This is a genomic window from Dietzia sp. WMMA184, assembly GCF_002441635.1.
Taxonomy (GTDB): domain Bacteria; phylum Actinomycetota; class Actinomycetes; order Mycobacteriales; family Mycobacteriaceae; genus Dietzia; species Dietzia kunjamensis.
Genome location: NZ_NXEI01000001.1, coordinates 1,772,806 through 1,794,914, shown reverse-complemented (window position 1 = coordinate 1,794,914; position 22,109 = coordinate 1,772,806). Strand labels below are relative to the sequence as shown.

At 72.6% G+C, this 22,109-nt stretch carries 21 protein-coding genes; 11 read left to right on the top strand and 10 right to left on the bottom strand.

Annotation, left to right across the window (positions count from 1 at the left end; all coding sequences use genetic code 11):
- Window positions 1-79 precede the first annotated feature (79 nt).
- Entirely contained in the window at window positions 80-1,018 is a 939-nt protein-coding gene (locus CK206_RS08255; protein ID WP_096906128.1) for an SDR family NAD(P)-dependent oxidoreductase, read from the top strand.
- A 21-nt stretch (window positions 1,019-1,039) separates the two neighbouring features.
- Here the strand turns inward: CK206_RS08255 and CK206_RS08250 are convergent, their stop codons facing one another.
- Genes CK206_RS08250 through CK206_RS08230 form a run of 5 tightly spaced genes read right to left on the bottom strand, consistent with a single transcriptional unit; the run spans window position 1,040 to window position 5,001 of the window.
- Window positions 1,040-1,858 carry a hypothetical protein gene (locus tag CK206_RS08250; protein ID WP_096906127.1) on the bottom strand — a complete coding sequence of 273 codons (819 nt, stop codon included), beginning with the start codon at window positions 1,856-1,858 and terminating at the stop codon, window positions 1,040-1,042.
- Window positions 1,859-1,869: 11 nt separating this feature from the next.
- Window positions 1,870-3,516, bottom strand: coding sequence for an alpha/beta hydrolase (locus CK206_RS08245; protein WP_096906126.1), 1,647 nt, complete (start codon window positions 3,514-3,516; stop codon window positions 1,870-1,872).
- Window positions 3,513-3,854 (bottom strand): hypothetical protein, encoded by a 342-nt coding sequence (locus CK206_RS08240; RefSeq protein ID WP_096906125.1) that lies wholly within the window; start codon window positions 3,852-3,854, stop codon window positions 3,513-3,515. The genes CK206_RS08245 and CK206_RS08240 overlap by 4 nt, the downstream gene beginning before the upstream one ends.
- 8 nt (window positions 3,855-3,862) lie before the next feature.
- Window positions 3,863-4,252 (bottom strand): DUF2304 domain-containing protein, encoded by a 390-nt coding sequence (locus CK206_RS08235; protein WP_069389183.1) that lies wholly within the window; start codon window positions 4,250-4,252, stop codon window positions 3,863-3,865.
- Window positions 4,249-5,001 carry a glycosyltransferase family 2 protein gene (locus CK206_RS08230; protein WP_096906124.1) on the bottom strand — a complete coding sequence of 251 codons (753 nt, stop codon included), beginning with the start codon at window positions 4,999-5,001 and terminating at the stop codon, window positions 4,249-4,251. Before CK206_RS08230 ends, CK206_RS08235 begins: the two co-directional genes overlap by 4 nt.
- 63 nt (window positions 5,002-5,064) lie before the next feature.
- Between CK206_RS08230 and CK206_RS08225 the strand changes: the two genes are divergently transcribed.
- Complete coding sequence (locus CK206_RS08225) at window positions 5,065-5,961, top strand: glycosyltransferase family 2 protein (protein ID WP_067711529.1); 897 nt, start codon at window positions 5,065-5,067, stop codon at window positions 5,959-5,961.
- 7 nt (window positions 5,962-5,968) lie between these two features.
- Entirely contained in the window at window positions 5,969-6,316 is a 348-nt protein-coding gene (locus CK206_RS08220; RefSeq protein WP_096906123.1) for a hypothetical protein, read from the top strand.
- 59 nt (window positions 6,317-6,375) lie between these two features.
- Here CK206_RS08220 and CK206_RS08215 read toward each other — a convergent pair whose 3' ends face one another.
- Genes CK206_RS08215 through CK206_RS08205 form a run of 3 tightly spaced genes read right to left on the bottom strand, consistent with a single transcriptional unit; the run spans window position 6,376 to window position 11,028 of the window.
- Entirely contained in the window at window positions 6,376-8,349 is a 1,974-nt protein-coding gene (locus CK206_RS08215) for an arabinofuranosyltransferase (protein WP_096906122.1), read from the bottom strand.
- The gene (locus CK206_RS08210; RefSeq protein ID WP_096906121.1) at window positions 8,346-9,647 is read right to left on the bottom strand and encodes a polysaccharide biosynthesis protein; all 1,302 of its coding nucleotides are present in this window, start codon (window positions 9,645-9,647) and stop codon (window positions 8,346-8,348) included. Before CK206_RS08210 ends, CK206_RS08215 begins: the two co-directional genes overlap by 4 nt.
- Window positions 9,625-11,028, bottom strand: coding sequence for a M1 family metallopeptidase (locus CK206_RS08205; RefSeq protein WP_167492377.1), 1,404 nt, complete (start codon window positions 11,026-11,028; stop codon window positions 9,625-9,627). The genes CK206_RS08210 and CK206_RS08205 overlap by 23 nt, the downstream gene beginning before the upstream one ends.
- Window positions 11,029-11,188: 160 nt before the next feature.
- On the opposite strand from CK206_RS08205, the gene CK206_RS08200 reads away from it, so the two are divergent.
- Together CK206_RS08200 and CK206_RS08195 are read left to right on the top strand one after the other, a co-directional pair.
- Entirely contained in the window at window positions 11,189-11,638 is a 450-nt protein-coding gene (locus CK206_RS08200) for a hypothetical protein (RefSeq protein ID WP_096906120.1), read from the top strand.
- On the top strand, window positions 11,635-12,045 hold the full coding sequence (locus CK206_RS08195) for a transcriptional regulator (protein ID WP_227022180.1): 411 nt from the start codon (window positions 11,635-11,637) through the stop codon (window positions 12,043-12,045). Before CK206_RS08200 ends, CK206_RS08195 begins: the two co-directional genes overlap by 4 nt.
- A 13-nt stretch (window positions 12,046-12,058) precedes the next feature.
- Here CK206_RS08195 and CK206_RS08190 read toward each other — a convergent pair whose 3' ends face one another.
- The gene (locus CK206_RS08190; RefSeq protein WP_096906118.1) at window positions 12,059-15,907 is read right to left on the bottom strand and encodes a Pls/PosA family non-ribosomal peptide synthetase; all 3,849 of its coding nucleotides are present in this window, start codon (window positions 15,905-15,907) and stop codon (window positions 12,059-12,061) included.
- A 66-nt stretch (window positions 15,908-15,973) separates the two neighbouring features.
- On the opposite strand from CK206_RS08190, the gene CK206_RS08185 reads away from it, so the two are divergent.
- The 3 genes from CK206_RS08185 (at window position 15,974) to CK206_RS08175 (ending at window position 18,104) form a co-directional block, all read left to right on the top strand.
- Window positions 15,974-16,846: an SDR family oxidoreductase gene (locus CK206_RS08185; RefSeq protein WP_096906117.1), complete on the top strand. Its 873-nt coding sequence runs from the start codon at window positions 15,974-15,976 to the stop codon at window positions 16,844-16,846.
- Window positions 16,847-16,995: 149 nt separating this feature from the next.
- Window positions 16,996-17,217: a PspC domain-containing protein gene (locus CK206_RS08180; protein WP_096906116.1), complete on the top strand. Its 222-nt coding sequence runs from the start codon at window positions 16,996-16,998 to the stop codon at window positions 17,215-17,217.
- A gap of 23 nt (window positions 17,218-17,240) precedes the next feature.
- On the top strand, window positions 17,241-18,104 hold the full coding sequence (locus tag CK206_RS08175; protein ID WP_096906115.1) for a crotonase/enoyl-CoA hydratase family protein: 864 nt from the start codon (window positions 17,241-17,243) through the stop codon (window positions 18,102-18,104).
- Window positions 18,105-18,295: 191 nt separating this feature from the next.
- Here CK206_RS08175 and CK206_RS08170 read toward each other — a convergent pair whose 3' ends face one another.
- The gene (locus CK206_RS08170; protein ID WP_067711556.1) at window positions 18,296-18,808 is read right to left on the bottom strand and encodes an inorganic diphosphatase; all 513 of its coding nucleotides are present in this window, start codon (window positions 18,806-18,808) and stop codon (window positions 18,296-18,298) included.
- 218 nt (window positions 18,809-19,026) lie between these two features.
- Between CK206_RS08170 and dacB the strand changes: the two genes are divergently transcribed.
- The 3 genes from dacB (at window position 19,027) to hpt (ending at window position 22,039) form a co-directional block, all read left to right on the top strand.
- Window positions 19,027-20,421, top strand: a complete 1,395-nt coding sequence (gene dacB / locus CK206_RS08165; protein WP_254050520.1) for a D-alanyl-D-alanine carboxypeptidase/D-alanyl-D-alanine-endopeptidase — start codon at window positions 19,027-19,029, stop codon at window positions 20,419-20,421.
- A gap of 88 nt (window positions 20,422-20,509) precedes the next feature.
- Window positions 20,510-21,481, top strand: coding sequence for a tRNA lysidine(34) synthetase TilS (gene tilS, locus CK206_RS08160; protein ID WP_096907357.1), 972 nt, complete (start codon window positions 20,510-20,512; stop codon window positions 21,479-21,481).
- Window positions 21,482-22,039: a hypoxanthine phosphoribosyltransferase gene (hpt, locus tag CK206_RS08155; protein ID WP_096906114.1), complete on the top strand. Its 558-nt coding sequence runs from the start codon at window positions 21,482-21,484 to the stop codon at window positions 22,037-22,039. It abuts the gene before it with no gap.
- Window positions 22,040-22,109: the final 70 nt, after the last annotated feature.

Genomic DNA, 22,109 nt, shown 5'->3' with positions numbered 1-22,109 from the left:
CCCACGGTCGTATCCTGTGCACGGGCCTGAAGGTGAGGGAGCCGCGGCGGTGTCGTCGCAGACGAGGGGAGGGCATCACATGCGCGCGTTGGTGACGGGAGGGGCCGGGTTCATCGGGTCGACCCTGGTGGACAGGCTGCTGGGTGAGGGCCATGACGTGACCGTGGTGGACAACCTGTCCCGGGGGCGGCTCGAGAACCTGGCGGCGGCCCGTGAGGCCGGTGACCGGTTCGAGTTCCGGGAGCTCGACCTGACCGACCCCGCCATCGAGGACGTGGTGGCCGCCGCCCGGCCCGAGGTCATCTTCCACCTGGCCGCGCAGATCGACGTGCGCCTGTCGGTGGAGGATCCGGTCCACGACGCCCAGGTCAACGTCGTCGGCACCGTCCGGCTGGCCGAGGCGGCCCGCAAGGTCGGGGTGCGCAGGATCGTCTTCACCTCCTCAGGCGGGTCCATCTACGGGCCCGTGACCGAGCTGCCCGTCGCCGAGACCCGACCGGTGGACCCGCTGAGCCCGTACGCCGCCGGCAAGGTGGCCGGTGAGATCTACCTGGAGATGTTCTCGCGCCTGTACGGGATCGAGTGGGCGGGCGTGGCGCCGGCGAACGTGTACGGGCCGCGGCAGGACCCGCACGGCGAGGCCGGGGTGGTGGCGATCTTCTCCCAGCGCCTGCTGGCCGGTCAGCCCACTCGCGTGTTCGGCGACGGCGGCAACACGCGCGACTACGTGTTCGTCGACGACGTGGTGGACGCCTTCGTCCGCGCCGCCGAGGTCCCGGCCGCGGCGGGGCTGCGGTTCAACGTGGGCACCGGCGTGGAGACCACCGACCGTGGGCTGCACACCCTGGTCGCCGAGGCCGCGGGGGCCGCTGATGATCCCGAGTACGCTCCCGCCCGCCTGGGTGATGTCGACCGCTCGGCCCTCGATGCCGAGCGCGCCGCCGAGGTGCTCGGCTGGACGCCGCGGGTGACGATCCGCGAGGGCGTCGCCCGGACCGTCGACTACTTCCGCGACTGACGTCCTTCCGCGACTGACGCGCTAGTTCTCGCCGGCCTCGGCGCGCCCGTCGCCCTCCGGCTCGTCGGCGTCGGCGGTGCCGTCGGCGCGCGCGGCGCCGTCGGCCCCGACCGCGTCGGCGCCGTCGGCCCCGACCGCGTCGGCGCCCACGGCCGCGGCGCCGACGGCGTCCTGCTGCGGGGCGAAGTTCGGCCGGGGCAGGAACGGGCGGAGCAGGTCCGGGAATCCGGGCGCGGGCCGGGCACCGTCGGGCGCGGTGACCTCGAGTTCCCCCCCGCCCTGACCGGCGTCCTCCGCGCCACCCGTGGCGTCACCCGTGGCGTCACCCGCGGTGCCGCCCTCGGCTCCGCCACCGGTGACACCGTCGCCCTCCGCCGGCGCCGCCGGCGCAGCGGGCGCCACCGGGGCGGGGGCCGCGGGCGCGACCGGGACAACCGGCGCCTGACGGACCGGCTGGACGGCGGCGGCCCGCGGAACCGGCGCCGCGGTCGGCACACTGGTCACGGGGGCCACCGGGGCGACCGCCTGTTCGGCCCGATCGTCGGCGGACTCGGTCTCCTCGGGCGCCTCGGTGCTCGCCTCGGTCGACTCCTCGCTGGTGGGGTCCTCGGTGCTCGACTCGGTGCTGGTCTCCGAGGAGGTGCTCGCGATCGGCTCGGCGGTGGGCCCGGTGGTCTGCGCGGATTCGACCTGCGCGCGGGCCCGCTCGACGGCCTCGGCGCTGCGGTGGGAGTCGTACCAGAGGCCGGCGGAGATCAACCCGACCGACAGGACGCCCAGGGCGCCCATCCCCACGGTGGTGAGGGACGGTGGGGTGAACCGGGTGTCGAGCGAAGCCATGGGCCCCAGTATCAGACAGCGTCCGTGGGAACGCCAACCTCTTCCCTCGCCGCGCGCGTCGCCGATGGAACCGTCGTCAGTCGCTCGGGACCCTCCCAGAGCACGGCCGCCTCGCCGTAGGGGTCCTGATCGCGACGGAGCAACAGGCCCACGGCATGTCGGCGCAGGACGGGGACGACGCGCCCTTCCTCGCCGCGGTCCACGCCGGTGTGGCGCGCCCGGATCCGCCGTTCCCGCCACAGGGGCACCTGCCCGCCGAGCATCACGGCGAGCATCGCCCGGAACGCCCCGCAGTCCCGGTCGAACACGCCGCCGTGACCGCGTGTGCCGTAGACGGGCGTGCCGTCGGCGAAGTAGCCGGTGTCGAGTCGGACGGCGCCGCCGCCCAGGTCGGAGTGCGACCAGCGCTGTCGCAGGCCGAGCCGGATCTGCAGCAGTTCCACGGGGTCGCCCGGTGCGGTGAGGGAGTACCTGTCAACCGGTCCGGGGGCGCGCCAGTCCGACGGCCCCGCGACGCCCACCCCGAGATCGGGCGACTCGGCGTAGATCACCCGGTCGGCGCGCAGGCCGAGCCGTTCGGCGGTGCCCACGATCCGCCCGCCGTACGAGTGCCCCACCACGGTCAGCGCCGCGCCGGGGCACTCGATCTCCATGACCCGGTCCACCTCGCGACAGAAGCGGATCAGGCGCGGCGCCATGGCGTCGGCGAACCGGGGGTCGCCGGCGTCGGCCATGATGTCCTGCGGGAACTCGCCGTCGAGGAACGTCACCACGGCCAGTCGCCCGCCGCCCGCCTCGACGAGGTCCACCGCGACGTCGGTGTTGACGTGGGACATGTCCAGGTTGGTGCCGGTGCCGGGCACGTACACCGCCACCGCCTCGGTCTCCGGGCCGAGCTCGCCCACCACCTCGATCATCCGCCCACCGCGGCGCGGTGAGAACGCCGGGAAGGAACGACGACGACGACGAGCATCACGCCGCGCCATCGTCTCCAGACGCCCGATGCGCGGACTCCACGGCGTACCCGCCAGCTGTTCGCGGTGGAGCGCGGCGCGCACGGCCACCGCGTTGGCGCGGGCCCGCACCGGCCAGGGCACGCCGTACGTCCCGCCCACGGCCTTCGGCTCGGCCAGCGCGAGGAGTCGCCGGTCGGCGACGGGCATGTGCTCGACCGTCGCGTACACATCGGACGGGTCGGCAGGTTCGGGTCCGGCCGAGCCCGGGCCCCAGGCAGCGACCGTGGCGGCGGTGTCGAGCCCGCCGGATCCGCCCGGCCCGCCCGCCACGTCCGGCCCACCCGCCGCGACCCCGGCGAGCCTGGCCAGGTCGGCCAGCGCGTTGTCCGCCGCCCGGTCCAGCGTCGCCCTCAGGGCCGCGCGCCCGGGCTCGGGAAGCGGGTCCGGCCCGTCGAGGTCGTCCCAGGAGTCCTCGGCGAGCTCGACCAGCCGGTACACGCCCGCCAGGATCTCGGTCAGGCCGCGGGCCTCGCCGCCGACGGCGTCGGCCAGCGCGTCCAGGGCGGGGGAGTGGATCGTGGAGGTGAGGAGCGCGTCACGCGCGGTCGCCAGGGCGTCCCGCGCCGAGACGAGGCCGGCGGCCAGGTCGAGTAACCGGATCACCAGGGCCGGCGGCGGGGTCTCCGGCAGTGCGCCGGTCACCGCGGCCGCCGGAACGGCTGGGTGTCGGCGACCGCCCGGGCCGCGTCGCCGACCGACGCCTCGGACAGCGTGCCCTCCGCGAGACCGTCGGTCAGCTCGAGCAGGCGCGCGATCCGATCGGAGGCGGGGCGAAGGAGGGCGCGGACCTCGTCGTCGTCGTCGATCCGGGCGAGACCCCCGCGCGCCCCGGCGACCCCACCGGCGGCGTCACCCACCCCGCCCGTTCCCGGGTCGCCAGCGGCATGGAGGACCGCGTCGAGTCGTCCGCGCGCCACCCCGAGGCGGCGTCGCAGGCGCGCGGCCTCGCCGCGGACGTCCTCGTTCGCGCCCTCGTCCACGGCTGCGGTCAGGACCGCATCGGGTCGTCGTCGTCCGGGGCCGGCTTCATGACCACCGCGTCGACCTTGTCGTCGGGCCGCACCGCGTTCTGTAACGCGATCGTCCGCGCCAGGCGCGAGTACCGCAGTTCCTGCTCGCGGAAACGCACATAGGTGGACACCGTCACGAACGCGAAGCCCATGACCAGCGCGTACAGCACCAGGTCGGTGCCGCGCTGGACCCCGAGCGCGTTGGCGACCACGGTGAGGTCATCGGGCCGGATCACGGCGTAGACCATGAACACGACGAACAGCACGAAGCCGATCTTCACCCCGGCCTTCGCGCGCGCCTTGCGGCGGTTGGCCAGGAAGAACACGACCAGCGCGGCGCCGGCCAGCAGGAGCAGGACCTTGATCATCGGGGCAGCCTCCGTCCCACGAACCCGTCGGAGAGGATGTTGATGCCGTTGAGCAGCGACTGGCCCTTGGACATCGAGTACTCGGTGTACAGGATGTCGACCGGCTGCTCGGCCACCCGCCAGCCGCGACCGTCCATGAGCTCCACGAACTCGCTGGCGTGGCTCATCCCGTTCATCCGGAGGTTGAGGTCCTCCGCGACGCGACGGTTGAACACGCGCAGACCGTTGTGGGCGTCGGTCAGACCCAGCCGCCGGGTGCGCGGGCTCAGCAGCACCACGGTCCGCAACACGAGACGCTTGATCAGCGGCACCTGGTCGTCGTCGCGGCGGGGGCGCCCGAAGCGCGTGCCCACGACGATGTCCACCGGCTCGGATCGCACCCGCTCCACCATGGCCAGCACGTCCTTGACCTGGTGCTGCCCGTCGGCGTCGAAGGTGACGAAGTACCGGGCCCCCGGCTGGGCGCGGGCGTACTCCACACCGGTCTGGATGGCCGCGCCCTGGCCCAGGTTCACCGGATGGCGGACCAGGTGCGCACCCGCGCGGTGGATCGCCGCGGCCGAATTGTCCGCCGACCCGTCGTCCACCGCCACGATGTTGGGGAACGTCCCACGCGCCGAACGGAGCACCTCCTCGATCACGGTGCCCTCGTTGAAGCACGGGACGATCAGCCACACGTCGTGGTTTCGGACGTCCTCGTTCCGGCCCGCCGAGTCGCCGCCTGGGTGCTGCTCACTGTCACTGCTCATCGGAGGTCGATACTATGCGACCGGACGGACAATCCGGTGACGAGAAGGACGGCGGTTCCCCTGATGGCCATCGACGTGATGCTCCCCTACTACGGGGACGTCGACCACTTCAAGAAGGCCGTGGACAGTGTCCTGGCGCAGAGCTACCGCGATTTCCGGTTGGTCGTGGTGGACGACGGCTACCCGGATCCGGAGCCGGCCCGCTACATGGGCGAGATCACCGCGCGCGACGAGCGGGTGACCTACGAGAAGAACGAGACCAACCTCGGCGCGAACGGCAACTACCGCAAATGCGTGGACATGGTCACCGCGCCGACCGTGGTGATCATGGGCGCCGACGACATCATGCTGCCCAACTACCTGCAGGTCGTGGCAGACGGGTTCGCCGCCGTGCCGGATGCCGCCGTGATGGAGGTGGGGGTCAGCGTCATCGACGAGCACGGCGCGCCCGTCCGGGGGCTGTCCGACTCGGTGAAGGCGTTCACCCAGCCCAAGGCGCAGGGCCGCACCGTGCTGCACGGCGAGAAGCTCATGACCTCGCTCATGCACGGCAACTGGACCTACTTCCCGTCGCTGGCGTGGAACTCCGAGTGGGTCAAGCGGATCGGGTTCCGTGAGGGTCTGGACGTGGTGCAGGACCTCGCGCTGCTGGTCGACGTCATCACCGGGGGCGGCCACATGATCTACGACCCCACGCTGGCGTTCCTCTACCGCCGGCACTCGGCGTCGGACTCGTCGGTCCGCGCCCTCGACGGTCGGCGGTTCGACGAGGAGGCCCGCTTCTTCGCCGGTGAGGCCGACGCGTTCGCCGCCCGCGGCTGGAAGAGCGCCGAGCGGGCCGCGCGCCTGCACGTCACCTCGCGGCTCAACGCGCTGTCGCTGATCCCGACCGCGGCCAGGGCCGGCAAGCTGACCGAGGGCGGCAAGAAGCTGCTCGGGCACACGTTCCGCAAGTTCTGACAGACGGGTGATCCCCGAGACGTGGATCCCGCACCGTCGCGACGACGGCGAGGTGGTCGGCTGGATCGACATGACGGTCGCCGAGCCGGCGCTCGTGCCGATCGACAGGCTGGGCCGGCCGATGGGCCCGGTCGACGACTGGCACGAGGCGGAGGCCGCGCTCGAGCGGGTCGGCCTCCGCTTCCTCATGGACCGCTACCTCGTCGATGAGGACGGGCGTGACACCGAGGTCCGCATCGCCCACGTCTACGACGACCGCATCGTGCTGACCACCGCGCTCACCGACGCGGTGGAGGACGTGGGCCGCGAGATCGTCGTGCCGTTCCCGGCGCAGGCATCGCTGCGGAGGGCATAGCGACTCTCTGCTGCCGGGGCCCGGGTGGGCCCGTGCTCCCCGGCGCGCCCGCCGGGGCCTCAGCGTTGCACGATCACCATCCGTTCCCCGACTTCGCGGACGTCGAAGCGAGCGGGATCGTCGAACTGCCGCGGCCGGAAGACGATCTCCTCGCGCGCGTTGTTCTGGACCCGGGGCATCTGGTTGACGATCGCGGGGAAAACCCAGCGGCGGGACCCCTCGCGGGTGAGGACCAGAACGTCGGGGCTGCGGAACTCACTCGAGTCCAGCGCGGCGGTCAGCTCTCCGGGGGTCTCGGTGTCCGCCCAGCTCCGGATCTCGTCGAGGCGCTCCTCGTACCGGCCGGCGGGCGTGGCGTACGCCTGGGCCGGCGCCTGGAACGAGAAGTACGGCCGGTAGGCGTAGAGGGTCGGATCCGAGGTCAGCAGGACGAGGTCCGAGGGTGCCCGGTCGCCGGTCATGTCGTCCACTGCGTCCAGCACGTCGCGGGGCACCGCGGGGAACCCGCGGGCTTCGGCGGCGAACTCCGCATCCTCCCCGGAGACGTGCTGCACCATCTGGACGGCAGCGAGGCCCGCGACCACCACCGCCGCGGCGGTGACGCGGCCACGGGACCGGTCGGGAGAGGTCCGCACGGCCCACCGGGCCAGCGTCAGCGCGCCGACCACGCCCGCCAGGGCGAGGACGAGGGTGATGATCGGGATCATCCGGAACGGCAGCAGCGTGCTGCCGGTGACCGCCCGCAGCCCCGAGAGCACGTACCACCCGAGGACGGTCACCGCCGTGAGGCCCAGGGCCTGTGCGAGGACGAGCCGTCGATCGGCCGGGGGGAGAGGGCCGTCGGCGTCGGTGTCGGCGACGTGGTCCGTGTCGTGCTCGGTGCCGATCCGCGTTCGCCACGTCGCCGCCGTGCGCTCGGAGGCCCGGCCGGCTCCGTCGGGCCAGACGGTGACGACCAGCCACACCACGCCGATCAGGCACAGTAGCCCGACGGCGGACACCTCGAGCATCGGCAGCGGCCACCGCGAGGCGATCTCGGGCGCGAAGTCGTTGGCCACCGAGGGTTCGGTGTCCGCGCCGCCGAGGGCGGCCAGCAGGAATCGGTGCCAGAACAACAGTGCGATCGCCGCGGAGATCGCCGCCATGGCGGCCAGGCGGCCGAGCAGGGCGAGGACCACCGCACGATCGGTGCGGTATCGCCAGGAATGGATGACGACGACGAGGCCCACCATCAGCGCCGCGACACCCGCGATGAGGGTATAGCCCAGCGCAGCCCAGCCGAGGTACAGGCCGGTCGTCGCGACCAGCGGCCACGTGGGTCCGCGGCTCGTCCGGGATCCGGCTGCGGCCACCCGTGCGCAGAGGAGGAACGTCGCCACGACGACCTGCGGGAGCAGGCAGATGAGGATCCACGAGTAGGGCTCGTAGGCGTTGGTGTGCCCGCCGATGACTGAGGTGACGAGACCGAACACGACGGCAAGCCGCGCGGGGACGAGCCATCGCCAGGCCACGAACGCGATCGCGCCGGCGATGGCCATGGTGACGATGGCGTACGGCTTGTAGAACTCCCAGCCGTCGATGCCCGTGATCCGGGACAGCTGCCCGCCCACCCAGAACCACTGTGGCGGGTAGAAGGGCGCGGCGTCGGCGTAGAAGGGGTCGGCGAGGGCGGGGGAGTCGGCGAAGCGGGTGACGTAGGCGACGCGGTTGAGCTGGTCGCCGCCGAGGCCGAACAGGTAGTGCGGCGTGCCGTTCAGCAGCAGTCCGAGGTGGGAGGAGGCCAGGAAAGCCGGCCCGGCGGTTCCGAGCAGCCACAGGGCCCGGCCGCCAGTGGCCCTGCGCAGCAACAGCCACCCGGCGAGGATGACGACCCCCGCGGCGAGGGTCGCGCCGAAGGTCTCGGGCAGCCAGCTGGGTTCGACGAACGGCAGCGCGTCGACTCCAGCGAACGTGAGGGCACCGACCACGGCCGCGACCAGGAGGGCGGCGAGGAGTTCGCCGCCCCGGCGGGCGAGCAGACGGACGTCGGTCATGCGTCGGTTTCCGGGCGGCGCGCGGTCACGGCCAGGCCGGTGACGTGGACCGCGACCCCGATGCCGGGGCCGGCGAGGAGCGCGATCGCGGCGCGCACGTCGAGTGGTCCGGGCACGGCGACGAGGAGGGCCGCCGCGGCGACGACCGCGACCCACCACCCGGCGTTGTAGAGGAGGTGGCGGTCGAAGGCCAGCGCCGCGTTGCCTGTCACCATCAGGGCGGCGGTGCCCACCGACGCGGCGGTCAGGGCGGCCAGCACCGCACCGGGCAGTTCGAAGTCGCCGCCGAACAACACGCGGATCAGCCACGGGCCGACCAGCCACGCGGCCCCTGCTCCCACGATTCCCACCGCCGTCACCAGGCCGAGGGGGGCGGCCAGCGACCGCGGTCCGCGGGCGCGGCGCTGGACGAAGTAGACGATGATCGCGCTCTGGAAACTGGTGAGCGGCACGAGCAACGGCGCGCGGGTCAGGGTGATGGCGAGGATCACCGCGCCGACGAGTGGGGCCGGATCGTCCGCGCGGACGGTGGCGGTGACGAACAGCGGGAACCCGGTCACCAGGGCCGAGGTGCCGGCGGAGGCGAGCATGGCTGCCCCGGTGTTGCGCCAGAAGCGCCGGCGGCCGGCGTCGACGGCGGAGGCCAGCGCGTCGCGGGTGGCGGGGGACAGGGCGATGAGCAGCGCCCACGTGACGGCGCCTGCGACCGTGGCCACGGCGAATCCGAGACCGGCGTCGCCGAGCCACCACGCGACGCCAGCCACGGCCAGGCGCAGCGCCGCGTCGACGGTGAGCAGGACCGCGTACAGGCCCCAGCGTTCGGTTCCCGACAGGGCGCCCGCGGTGGCGGCCTGGAGGGTGAAGCCGAGGATGCCGAACGCCATGATGGCGACGCCGACGCCGGAGAACGTGGGCAGGCCCAGCGCGGGCCAGGCCGGTGCGCTCACGGCCACCGCGGCCGCAAGGACCAGGCCCAGCGTGAGCCCGGCCGACAGCAACCGGACGGCCGACCGCGGCGGCCGCGCGCCGACCGTGCCGGTCCCACCCCCGCGGGCCGAGCGGACGGCGCGGGTGACCTCCTGCATCAGCCCGTTGGCGACGCCGCCGAGGGCGAAGAACGCTCCCCAGTAGGTGGCGAACAACGGATAGTCTGCCGGGCCGAGTGCGCGGCCGGCCACCAGCATCACCAGGTACCCGGAGGCCGCGGCGAACACGGTCGCCAGCGTCAGTGCCCGCATCCCGCCCGCGGCCGACCGGCCGGTGGTGGGTGTCGGTTCAGTGGCTGCCGGTGGCGTCATCGGGCATACCGAGGGTCGGCGGCAGGGGCTCGGAGAACAGCCAGGCGTTCCACAGCGGCCGCAGGTCGACGGGGGAGTGGTCGGCGGCCAGGTGGAGGAAGTCGTCGGTGGTGACGGTCCTGCCGGAGTACGTCGCGACCCACGCGCGGAGGAGATCGAAGAAGCGGTCGTCGCCGATCGTCAGGCGCAGCGCGTGCAGGGTCAGGGCGCCGCGCTTGTAGACACGGTCGTCGAACATGTCCTCGGGTCCGGGGTCCGACAGGAGGAGGTCCTGCGGGGAGTTCTGCAGCTTGGAGTAGTAGCGCAGTGCGTGACTGCCGGCGTCGGCGCCGCCGGAGAATTCGGTCCACAGCCACTCGGCGTAGCAGGCGAACCCCTCGTGCAGCCAGATGTGCTTCCACTCGGCGATGGTGACGGCGTTGCCGAACCACTGGTGGGCCAGCTCGTGGGCGATGAGTCGCTCGTCCGAGTCCGGCCGGCCCGCGGCCTCACACGTGTTGCGTCCGAACGTCGACATGCCCATCGCCTCGAGCGGGATCTCGAGTTCGTCGTCGGTCACCACGACTTTGTAGCTGTCGAACGGGTACGGGCCGAAGAGATCGGAGAACACGGTGATCATCTCGAGTTGCCGGGCGAAGGCCTGCCGGAATCCCCGCTTGAGGTCGGCGGGGACGAAGGCGTGGAACGGCACCGGCCCGTCGGTGGACTCGAGGTGGTCGTACTGACCGAGGTTGACGGTGACCAGGTAAGGGGAGGTGGGGTGCGGGAGGTCGAAGTCCCATGCGGTCGTGCTGCCACTGCGCTTCTTGCCGACCAGCGTGCCGGTGACGACGGCGCGGTACGGCGAGTCGGTGGTGAGCCTGATGCGGAACGGGGCCTTCGCCGAGGGGTGGTCGTCGCAGGGGAACCAGCTGGCGGCGCCGTTGGGCTGGCCCGCGACCAGGACTCCGTCGGTCAGTTCCTCCCAGCCCACCTCGCCCCACGGCCCACGGATCGGCTTCGGGTTGCCGGAGTAGCGGATGGTCAGGGTGAACGCTGATCCGACGGCGAGCGGTTCGGCGGGGGTGATCGAGAGCTTGCCGCGGGGCCGGGTGAAGCGGGTGACGCGGCCCCCGTCGAGGAGCACCTTGGACACGGTCAGGTGTGGGGAGAGGTCGAGCCGGATCGTCTCCAGCGGCTCGGTGGCGGTCGCGGTGATCACCGCCTCGCCACGGAGGTTGTTGGGGCTCACCTTGTAGCTCAGGTCCAGCTCGTAGCGCGTGACGCGATATCCGTGGTTGCCCGCGCCGGGCAGGTAGGGGTCGACCGGATCGGCGCCCGACGGCGTGCGTGGGGACGCGATCCTGGCGACGAGGTCTGACTTCACTGCCTTCAATTCCATGACCTGCGCGAGTCTAGAGGACCCGCGTCCGGCGACGCCCTTCTCGACGCGAGACGTGGCCGATCCCGAGAAAGTAGTTGCCAAACTGGAAAGTACTTGCCTACTATCAAGACCACTCCGCGGCGGAAACTCCCCCGGGGCACCGACGGAAGGCAGACCCATGGACCCGCAGAACTCCAGCACCGGCGAGGTCGATCGAGCGGAGGCCGCCCGCATGCTCGCCGAGGCCGAGGGTCGCCCACCGGTCAGCTCCCGGCACGACGCCCGCCTGCTCGCGGCGTTCGCCGCGGCCATCTCGCTTCTGATGGGGATCGGGACAGTCGCGATCATGTTCTCCAACTGGGCGCTCGTGCCGTACGTGCTGTTGCTCTTCGTGGCGATCTTCTGGCAGCGACGCGCGATCAAGGCGGGCCCCCGCGGATCGGGACGGACCTACACGTGGGGCGTCGCGGGATCGGGCGTGATGATCCTCGTCGTCGTCACCGGCCTGAACGTCATCCGCACCACGATCGGGCTCACCGCCTGGTGGTACCTCCTCGGGGTTCTGTTGGTCGCCCTGCCCGGCCTGGTGGCCGCCGCGATCATCGACCGGCGGGGATCCGAGCGGTGAGCGGAGAGAAGATGGGCGGCGAGACGACGGGCGGTCATATGACGGGCGACGAGACGACGACGAGCACCCCGGCTGCATCGGGGGGCTCCGCCCCGGGGGCGGGCGGCGGATCGGGAGGGCACGCCCGCCACCGGTTGGACGAGGTCATCCACGCGCCCGTCCGCTTCTCCATCGTCGCGGCCCTGGCTGGCGTCGACTACGCGGATTTCGCCACCATCCGCGACGCGGTCGAGGTCACCGACTCGACACTGTCCAAGCAGGCATCGGTGCTGGAGAAGGCCGGATACGTCAAGGTCAGCAAGGGGTACGTCGGCAAGCGACCGCGGACGTGGTTGTCGCTCACCCGCGACGGACGCAAGGCCTACGCGTCCCACCTGGCGGCGCTGCGGGCCATCGCCGGCGGCTGACCCGCCCACCGGCTCAGCCCCGCCAGGGTGCGATCGGATTGCCCTGCCAGCGGGTGCCGGGCGGGATGCGGTCGCCGCGCATCACCAGTGAGGCCGGGCCGACGGTTGAGCCGTCACCGATCGACGACGCCGGCAGCGCGACGCAGTGGCACCCCAGCGTGGCGCCGGCCTCGATCGTCACCCGGTCGATCTGCATGATGCGGTCGTGGAACAGGTGGGTCTGGACCACGCACCCGCGGTTGATGGTGGCGCCGTCCCCGAGGGTGATCAGGTCCGCCTCGGGCAGCCAGTACGACTCGCACCACACGCCACGGCCGATCCGTGAGCCCAGCAGGCGCAGCATCGCGTTCATCACCGGGGTGCCCGACGCGGGCCGGGCCATCCACGGCGCGGCGAGCAACTCGATGAACGAGTCGGCGACTTCGTTGCGCCACACGAACGACGACCACAGCGGCTGCTCGCCCGCGCGGATCCGGCCCACGAGGATCCACTTGGCCAGGGCGGCGACCACCAGGGCGACCAGGCCCGCGTAGGCGAGCGTCAGCCCGGAGGTCAGTGCCGCCACGCGGAAGCCCCACTCCAGGTGGATCTCCTGCATCACCACCAGGACGCTCACCAGCAGCAGGAACGACATCCAGACGGGGACCAGTCGCAGGGTCTCCCACGCCGCCCGGGCGACCTTGAGGCGTCGCGGCGGCTGGTAGGTGCGGACGTCGTCGGTGTCGGCGACGGCGCGAGGGAGTTTCTGCGGCGGCGACCCCAGCCACGAGGTGCCCTTCTTGGCCTTCTGCGGGGCGGACGAGAGCACGGCGACCAGGCCGCGCGCGGGCACCTTCCGCCCGGCGGAGGCGATCCCGGAGTTGCCGAGGAAGGCGCGCTTGCCGACCTGGGCGTGCTCCAGACGCATCCATCCGGAGCCCAGTTCGTACGGCGCGACCATGGTGTCGTCGGCGAGGAACGCCCCGTCGCGGACGGTGGTGAGCGCGGGGATGAGCAGCACGGTCGAGGCCTCGACGTCCTTGCCGATCCTGGCTCCCAGCATGCGCAGCCAGACCGGGGTGAGCATGGAGGCGTAGAGCGGGTAGAGCCAGTTCCGGGCGGCGTCCATGAGGCGTTCGCTGCACCAGGCCTGCCAGGCGATCCGCGAGTGGACCGGGTGGAAGCCGGGGTCCAGGCCGATCGACAGCAGCCTCACCGCCCCGAGGGTGGCCGCGGCGAAGAGTGCGAGCGCGAGGAGGGTGGCGGGGACCGACCACAGTGCGGCGAGTAGGACCATCTCGCTCGGGCTGCCCGCGCCGCGGGCTCCCCAGGCCACCAGCGCGAGGCCGGCGAGCAGGGCCGCCAGCGGCATCGCACCGAGCGCGACGGCGGAGAACTGGTAGACCAGGCTCCAGAGCCGGTTGTGGGGCGCGGGCTCGGCCGGCCAACTCGATCCACGCTTGCCGCGCTTGAGCGCGGGCGAGCCTGCGTAGCGCTTACCGGCCTTGACCGTGCCGACCACCGCGGACCCGATCTCCACGTGGGCCCCGCGGCCCACCACCGCGCCGGGCAGCAGGGTGGACCGGGCGCCCACCACCGCGTTCTCGCCGATCTCCACGGAGCCCACGTGCACGAGGTCGCCGTCGATCCAGTACCCGGCCAGGTCCACCTCGGGTTCGATCGAGGCCCCGTCGCCCACCCGGAGCAGGCCGGTGACCGGTGGGAGGGTGTGCATGTCCACACCGTGTCCGATCTGCGCCCCCAGCAACCGGGCGAAGGGGGTGAGCCACCCGGCACCCTCGAGGTTGGCGGCCCCGGAGACCTCGACCAACCGCTCGGCGGCCCAGATCCGCAGGTGCACCGACCCCGCCCGTGGGTACGTCCCCGGCGCCACGCCGGCGGTGAGCACCCGGCACAGGCCGGCGGTGACCAGCATGCGGCCGGCGGGCAGCAGGAGCAGAGCCACCATGATCCCGAGCACCCACCACGACACCGGCCGCGCCCAGGGCAGCCCGAGGCCGACGGCGACGTTGTTGGCGATACCCACCCAGGTGAGCCACTGCAAGCCGGTCAGGGTGAGCAGCGGGATCGTGGCGAGCATCTGCAGGAGCTGCGCGCCGCGGCCGACGGGTCGGACGTGTCGCGGTTCGACCTCGGCCTCGGGCTCGAGCTCGTCCAGGAACCCGGCGAAGTCGCCCAGGCGTGAGCGGTCGTAGATGTCGCCGACGGTTACCGCGGGGAAGCGTTCCCGGACGCGGGCCACCACGTGCGCGGCGGCGAGCGAACCGCCCCCGAGGGCGAAGAAGTCCTCGTCGACCCCGGAGACGTCGGCCCCGAGGGCGGCCGACCACAGTTCGGCGACCCACGCCTCGATGCCGTCGAGTTCCGACTCGGCGGCCGACGTCTGGGCCAGCGGCCACGGCAGGGCGGCGCGGTCGACCTTGCCGGAGGTGCGGGTCGGCAGCTCGTCGACCAGGGCCAGGCGCGGGACCACGCCGGCGGGCAGGTGCTCGCGCAGGAGGCCGGCCGCGCCGGGCAGGTCGAACTGGTCGGGCTGCTCGGCCACCAGGTACGCGACGAGCACCGGTTGGCCGGCGTCGGTCTTCTTCACGGCGGCGGCGCCGGCGCTCACCCCGGGCAGGGCGGACACGGCGGTGTCGACCTCCCCCAGCTCGAGGCGGCGGCCGCCGATCTTGACCTGGTCGTCGACGCGGCCGTTGAAGTACAGGCCGTCGGCCTCGAGTCGGACCACGTCGCCGGAGCGGTAGGCGCGCTCCCAGCCCAGGGTCTGCATGGGCCCGTACTTCTCGGCGTCCTTCTCGGGGTCCAGGTATCGCGCCAGGCCGACCCCGCCGATCACCAGCTCGCCGGACTCCCCGTAGCCCACCGGATCGCCCGCCGCATCGACCACCGCGAGGTCCCAGCCGTCCAGCGGCAGCCCGATCGACACCTCACCGACGCCGTCCAGCCGGACCGCGCAGGCGACGACGGTCGCCTCGGTGGGGCCGTAGGTGTTCCACACCTCGCGACCGTCACCGACCAGGCGTTCGGCCAGTTCCGGAGGGCAGGCCTCGCCGCCGAGGATCACCATCCGGATACCGGCGAGCATCGAATCGGGCCACATCGAGGCGAGGGTCGGCACCGTGGAGATGACGGTGATCCGCCGATCCCGCAACCACGGGCCGAGGTCGAGGCCGGACTTGACGACCGAGCGCGGCGCGGGTACGAGGCACGCCCCGTGGGCCCAGGCCAGCCACATCTCCTCGCAGGAGGCGTCGAACGCCACGGACAGCCCCGCCAGGACCCGGTCGCCGGGGCCCAGCGGCGCGCCGGTGAGGAAGAGCCGGGACTCGGCGTCGACGAACGCCGCGGCGCTGCGATGCGTCACGGCCACACCCTTGGGCAGGCCGGTGGTCCCGGAGGTGAAGATGATCCAGCAGTCGTCGTCCACCGTCGGGCCGCGGTGTCGCGAGGGTGCGGTGGTGCGGCCGGGATCGGTGACGAGCATGCCGTCGGCGGTGTAGACGGCCGCGACCTGCGCCTGACCGAACACCAGCTCGGCGCGCTCGGCGGGGTCGTCCACGTCGACGGGCACGTACGCCGCGCCGGCGGCGAGGGTGCTGAGGATTGCCAGGTAGAGGTCCACGGAGCCCGAGGGCATGTGGATGCCGACCCGGTCGCCGGCGACGACGCCCTGGTCGTGCATCCACCGGGCGGAGGTGTGGATCGTCCGCGCCACCTCGTCGTAGCTCAGGACGCGGGTGCCGTCGTCGATGCACGGCGCGTCCGGGTGGCGGGTCGCCGCGGCGTCGAACACGTCGAGGAGTGTCCGGGGTTCCGCGGCGTGTGAGCTGCGAAGATACTGCGCGGGAATGGTGGCCACCCGCGGATCGTATCCCGCGTAGGTGAACTGCCCGCCGCGGTCACCCGGGCTGGTTAAGTGAGGCGGATGACAGAGAACCTCAGCAACAAGACCATCGTGATCGTGGGAGCGGGTCCGGGATTCGGCCGCACGCTCGCCCTGCAGGCCGCCGCACAGGGGGCGACGGTGGTCGTCGCCGCCCGCACGGAGTCGCGGGTCGTCGAGATCGCCGAGGAGGTCCGTGCGGCTGGCGGAAGCGCGATCGCCGCGGCCGTGGACGCCACCGACCCGGAGTCGGTGCGAGCGTTGCGGGAGTCGGTGGAGGGTCACACCGATGCGGTGCACGGTCTGGTCTACAGCGCGTTCGCGGTGCCCAGCATGAAGCCGCTCGCGCAGACAGACCACGACCAGATCTCCCGCGGGATCGACCTGTCGGTGCTCGGCGCCCTGCGCACCACGCAGGAGTTCACCCCGCTGCTCGAGGCCGGCGCCGCTCCCGCCACCGGGACCGCAGCCGGCTCCGCTGCCGCCGCCGACTCCGCTGCCGCCGCCGACTCCGCCACAGGCGCGGCCCCCGCCAGCGCGTCCGTCGTCATGATGGCCTCCGCGGTGATCCACCACTCCCGCGAGCGCTACGCGGGCTACAAGATCGCCAAGACCGCGCTCGTCGCGCTGGGCCATTCCCTGGCCACCGAGCTCGGCCCGCGGGGCATCCGCGTCAACACCGTGGCGCCCGGGTACATCTACGGCGAGACGCTCAAGGCGTACTTCGAGCACCTGGCCACCAAGTACGGCGGCACGGTCGACGACGTCTACGCCCACACCGCAGAGAAGATGGATCTGCGGCGCCTGCCCTCCGAGCGCGAGATCGTCGACCCGGTGCTGTTCCTGCTCTCCGACGCCGCCTCGGCGGTCACGGGCCAGACCCTTACGGTGGACTGCGGCGAGTTCCACACCTGATCCGCCCGGTCGGAACCCCGACGCCGGATCAGGGTCTCAGAATCGGGTCTTTCCCCGATGTGGACCGGGTCGTGGGGGAGGAGAGTGGAGGTCACCGGGGAGAGGTCCCCGATCTTCCTGTCCCGACGACGACGACGAGGTGTGACGTCATGACCTACTCCCCAGATTCCGGGCCCAAGCGACTGATGCGGTCGGAGGACCGCTGGATCGGCGGCGTGTGCGGTGGGCTCGCCGACTACTTCGGGCTGGACCCAGCGTTGGTCCGCCTCCTGTTCGTGGCCTCGATCCTGCTGCCGGGTCCGCAGCTGCTCATCTACGTGATCCTGTGGTTCGTCATGCCCGATTCCCGTGCCTCGCGAGCCCGCGCCTGAGGGGCCCGTGGCAGGCTGGGGCCATGAGCACTCCAGACACCTCAGCCGTTCCCGGCGAGTACGCCTCCGTCCGTATCGAGAAGGGTGCCCGTCACCCGCACGTCGCCCAGGTGACGCTGATCGGCCCGGGGCGCAACAACGCGATGGGCCCGGACTTCTGGGCCGAGATGCCCCGCGTGATGGCCGAGCTCGACGCCGACCCCGGGGTCCGCGCCGTCGTGCTCGCCGGCGAGGGCCGCAACTTCACGTACGGCCTGGACCTGATGGCGATGATGCCGCAGTTCATGGAGTTCCTGCCCGAGGACACGACCCCGGACGCCTCGCGCAACGAGCGCATCCTGGACTTCGTGGAGAACATGCGTCAGGCCGTCGACGCGGTCGCGTCCGCCAGGACGCCCACCGTCGCCGCGATCCAGGGTCGCTGCATCGGCGGCGGCATGGACCTCATCTCGGCCTGCGACGTCCGCCACGGTTCGGCGGACTCGAGCTACTCGGTCCGTGAGGTCAAGGTGGGCATCGTCGCCGACATGGGCTCGCTCGGGCGACTGCCGTACATCATCGGCTCCGGGCTGACCCGCGAGCTGGCGCTGACCGGGCGCGACATCGACGCGGAGACCGCGCTGCGCTACGGACTGGTCACGCACGTCGCCGAGGACGCCGCCGGGGTGCTGGACTCGGCCCACGCCACGGCCGCCGAGATCGCGGACAACCCGCCGCTGGTGGTCCGCGGCACCCGCGAGGTCCTCAACCGGGCGATCGAGGGGCCGATCTACGAGTCCAACCGCTACGTCGCCACGTGGAACGCCGGCTTCCTGGCCTCGGCGGACATGATGGAGGCCATCGGCTCGACGCTGGAGAAGCGCGAGGCGCGGTACACCGGCCGCTGACCGCGCCCCACAAAGAGCGCCCCACAGAGGAGCGCCCCACAGAGGAGCCAGCCCCGCCGAGAAGAGTGTTTCGCACATCGCTACTCGGGCGACACGAGCGAAATGCTCTTCTCGGCGTCGCGGCACGGCACGGCACGGCACGGCACGGCCCGGCACGGCCCGGCAGGCGGCCGGTGCCGGGCCAGACGGTGTCAGCCGCGGAAGGGCTCGGCCTTCTCCTCGGGGTGCTCGGTGAAGTTCTCGAGGCCCTCGGCGATGAGCTTCTCGCCATGGGCCTTGTCCCGCCACTCGCCCGGGGTGACATGCTTGCCCGGCTCGAGGTCCTTGTAGTGCAGGAAGAAGTGCTCGATCGCCTTGAGCTCGAAGTCCGGGACATCGTCGACGTCCTGGATGTGCTCCCAGCGCGGATCCAGGGCGGGGACGCACAGCAGCTTGTCGTCGCCACCGGCCTCGTCGGACATGGTGTAGACGCCCACGACGCGCGACTTGACGATCACGCCGGGGAAGACGGACTCGTCGAGCAGGACCAGGGCGTCACAGGGGTCACCGTCGTCGGCGAGGGTCTTGTCGATGTAGCCGTAGTCGGCCGGGTAGCCCATCGAGGTGAAGAGGAAACGGTCGAGATAGATCTTGCCGGTCTCGTGGTGGATCTCGTACTTGTTACGCGAACCCTTGGGGATCTCGATGGTCACTTCGACGGTCACGGGCTACCTCACAAATCGTCATTCTCCGGACCCGGGACGGCTCTCCCGGACAATCCGGGCCGATTCTAGTAGGCGGCCCCGGCGCCGGGGGTGGCCGCCGTCACGCGGGCCGCTAGCGTGGGTCCGACGCACGGCAGGCGAGGGTAGCGTCGGCAGCCGCCGGTGGCGACCGGTGGCGGTGACAGTGGAGGCGACAGCGTCCGGGAGGGTGGGCACGAGTGACCGAGCGCGGAGTGTGGCGCGGGCGTGGGCTCGTGTGGCGGGCGGGGGTCGTGTTCGTCGTCGTCGTACTCCTGGTCGCCGGGCTCGTCGCGGCGGCGCTGTTCACCGACGTAGAGGACGACGTCCGCGCGGTCGTCGGCGCCCCCGCGCAGACCACGGCGGAGCTGAACCCCGGACTGCACGCGGCGGACGACTCGGCGCCTCTGCCGGACCCCGCCGCCCTCGAGGAGATCCTCGGCCCCCTCGCGGCGTCTCCGGCGGTCGGCGACCTCACCGCCAGCGTGGTCGACGACGCGACCGGACAGGTCCTCTGGGAGCGCCGCCCTCGCGACGCCAAGGTCCCCGCGTCCACGACCAAGCTGCTCACCGCGGTCGCCGCGCTGAGCAGACTGCCCGGCGACACCCGCGTCGACACGGTCCTCGCCCGCGGCGCCGAGCCGGACACCCTCGTCGTGGTCCCCGGCGGCGACCCCACCATGTCCGGTGGCGCCGAGCCCGGACCGCTCTTCCCCGGCGCGGCCACGCTCACCCAGGCCGCCGACGTCGTCCGCGATGCCGGGCTCACCCCGGCGCGCATCGTCGTGGACCCGGGCCCGTACACGGGGCCGCGACTGGGCCGCGGCTGGCCCCCGTCGGAGATCCCGGCCGGCAACATCGCGCCCATCGAGGCGTGGATGCTCGACTCCGGCCGCCTCGACCCGGCTGACGAGTACTCGCCCCGCACGACCGAACCCGCCCTCGCGGCCGGGAGGGCCCTGGCCCGCGAACTGGGCGTGGACCCGGAGCGCGTGCGGGTCGCCTCCGACCCGGTGGAGACGACCGAGGAGCTGGGCAGGGTGTCGTCGGCGGAGCTCACCGATCGCCTCCGCTCGATGCTCGTGCACTCCGACAACGTGCTGGCCGAGGCGATCTGCCGCGAGGTGGCCCTGGACCGCGACCCGGACGGTCCGGCCGACTTCGCCGCCGGGACCGCCGCCGTGCTCGACACCCTCACCGAGCGCGGTCTCGACATGTCCGGGGTGCGCCTGGACGACTGCTCCGGGATGAGCAACGGCAACCGCATCTCGGCGGCGGTCCTCACCGACGTCCTGCGCACCGCCTCCGCGCCCGACGCGACCCGCGAGATGCGGGACCTGCTCGACACCCTGCCCGTGGCCGCCGGGTCGGGGACGCTGGTCGACCGGTTCACCGGCCCCGCCGCCGCCGGCGCCGGCTGGGTGCGCGCCAAGACCGGCACCCTCGCCGGGACGAGCACCCTCGCGGGCTCGGTGACCAGCACCGACGGCCGCACCATGAGCTTCGCCCTGCTGTCCTCCGGCACCGACCCCGCCGTCGCGCGCCCGGTCCTCGACCGGATCGCCGCCGAGATCAGCGCCTGTGGCTGCCGCTGACCCCGCTCGCCGGCACCCCGCCCGGCCCGGTGGGGACCGGCCCGGCGGGGAGTGGACCGGCCCGGCCTGGACCGGCCCGGCCTGGACCGTGCGCGCGGCGCTGCGGGCGTTCCGCCGCGCCCACCCCGAGCTCGGCGACGAGGTGTGCGTCGGACTGTCCGGGGGAGCGGACTCGCTGGCGCTGACCGCCGCGGCCGCCGTCGAGTTCGCCGCCGTGACCGCCCTCGTGGTGGACCACGGTCTGCAGGAGGGGTCGGACGCCGTGGCCCGGGACGCGGCCGCCGCGGCCCGCGGGCTCGGCGCAGAGGCGGAGGTCCTCGTCGTCGTCGTGGATCAGAGGGGTTCCGGCCCCGAGGCCGCCGCCCGCGCGGCGCGCTACACCGCGCTCGACACCGCGCGCCGCGGACGGCCCGTGCTGCTCGCCCACACCCTCGACGACCAGGCAGAGACCGTCCTGCTGGGGCTGGGCCGCGGCTCCGGCGCCCGCTCGCTGCGCGGGATGGCGCCGTGGGACGCACCGTGGGGGCGCCCGCTGCTGGGGGTCCGCGCCGCCGACACCCGCGCCGCGTGCCGCGACCTCGGCCTGGGGTTCTGGGAGGACCCGCACAACACCGACCCGGCGTTCACCCGGGTGCGCCTGCGGCACGAGGTCCTGCCGCTGCTCGAGGACGTGCTGGGTGGCGGTGTCGCGGAGGGGTTGGCGCGCACCGCGTCACTGCTGGGGGTCGACGACGACGAGCTGGAGCGTCTCGCGGCGGCCGTGCCCGTCGGCGACGACGGCGCCCTGGAGGTGAGCCGGCTGGAACCCCTGTCGACGGCCGTGCTGACCCGGGTCCTGCGCCGCTGGCTGCTGGCGCGGGGAGTCACCTCACCCACGTACGCGCACCTGACGGCGGTGGCCGCGCTCGTCACCGACTGGCGCGGGCAGGGCGGGGTGGCGGTCGGTGGCACCGGGCCCGCGGGCGCGGGTGGGGCGGGGCCCTCGGCCAGGTTGGTCGCCCGGCGCCGACGTGGAAAGGTGGTCCTGGAGAACGACCGGGCGAGCGGAGCGGGGACGTAGATGACCACGGACAAGTACGCGGACGAGATCGAATCGGTCCTGCTCGACGAGGAGTCGATCCGCGAGCGGATCGCCGAGATGGCCGCCACCGTCGGCGAGCGCTACGCGAACGTCGAGAAGGAGGTCGTGCTGGTCGCCGTCCTCAAGGGCGCCGCGATCTTCGTCTCCGACTTCGCCCGGGCCCTGCCCATCCCGTCCGAGATGGAGTTCATGGCCGTCAGCTCGTACGGCTCCTCCACCAGTTCCTCCGGTGTGGTGCGGATCCTCAAGGACCTCGACCGCGACATCGCCGACCGTGACGTGATCATCGTCGAGGACATCATCGACTCCGGGCTGACCCTGTCCTGGCTCATGCGCAACCTGCGCACCCGCAACCCGCGGTCGCTGGAGATCGTCACCCTGCTGCGCAAGCCCGACGCGGTGAAGGCGGACCTGGACATCCTCGAGATCGGGTTCGACATCCCCAACGAGTTTGTCGTGGGCTACGGCCTCGACTTCGCCGAGCGCTACCGCGATCTGCCGTACATCGGCAGGCTGCACCCGCGCATGTACTCCTGACGCGACGACTGCTGGACACGTGTCTGCCTGATTCGTGATCCAGATCACGTTCAGCGGTTAGTCTGGCAGC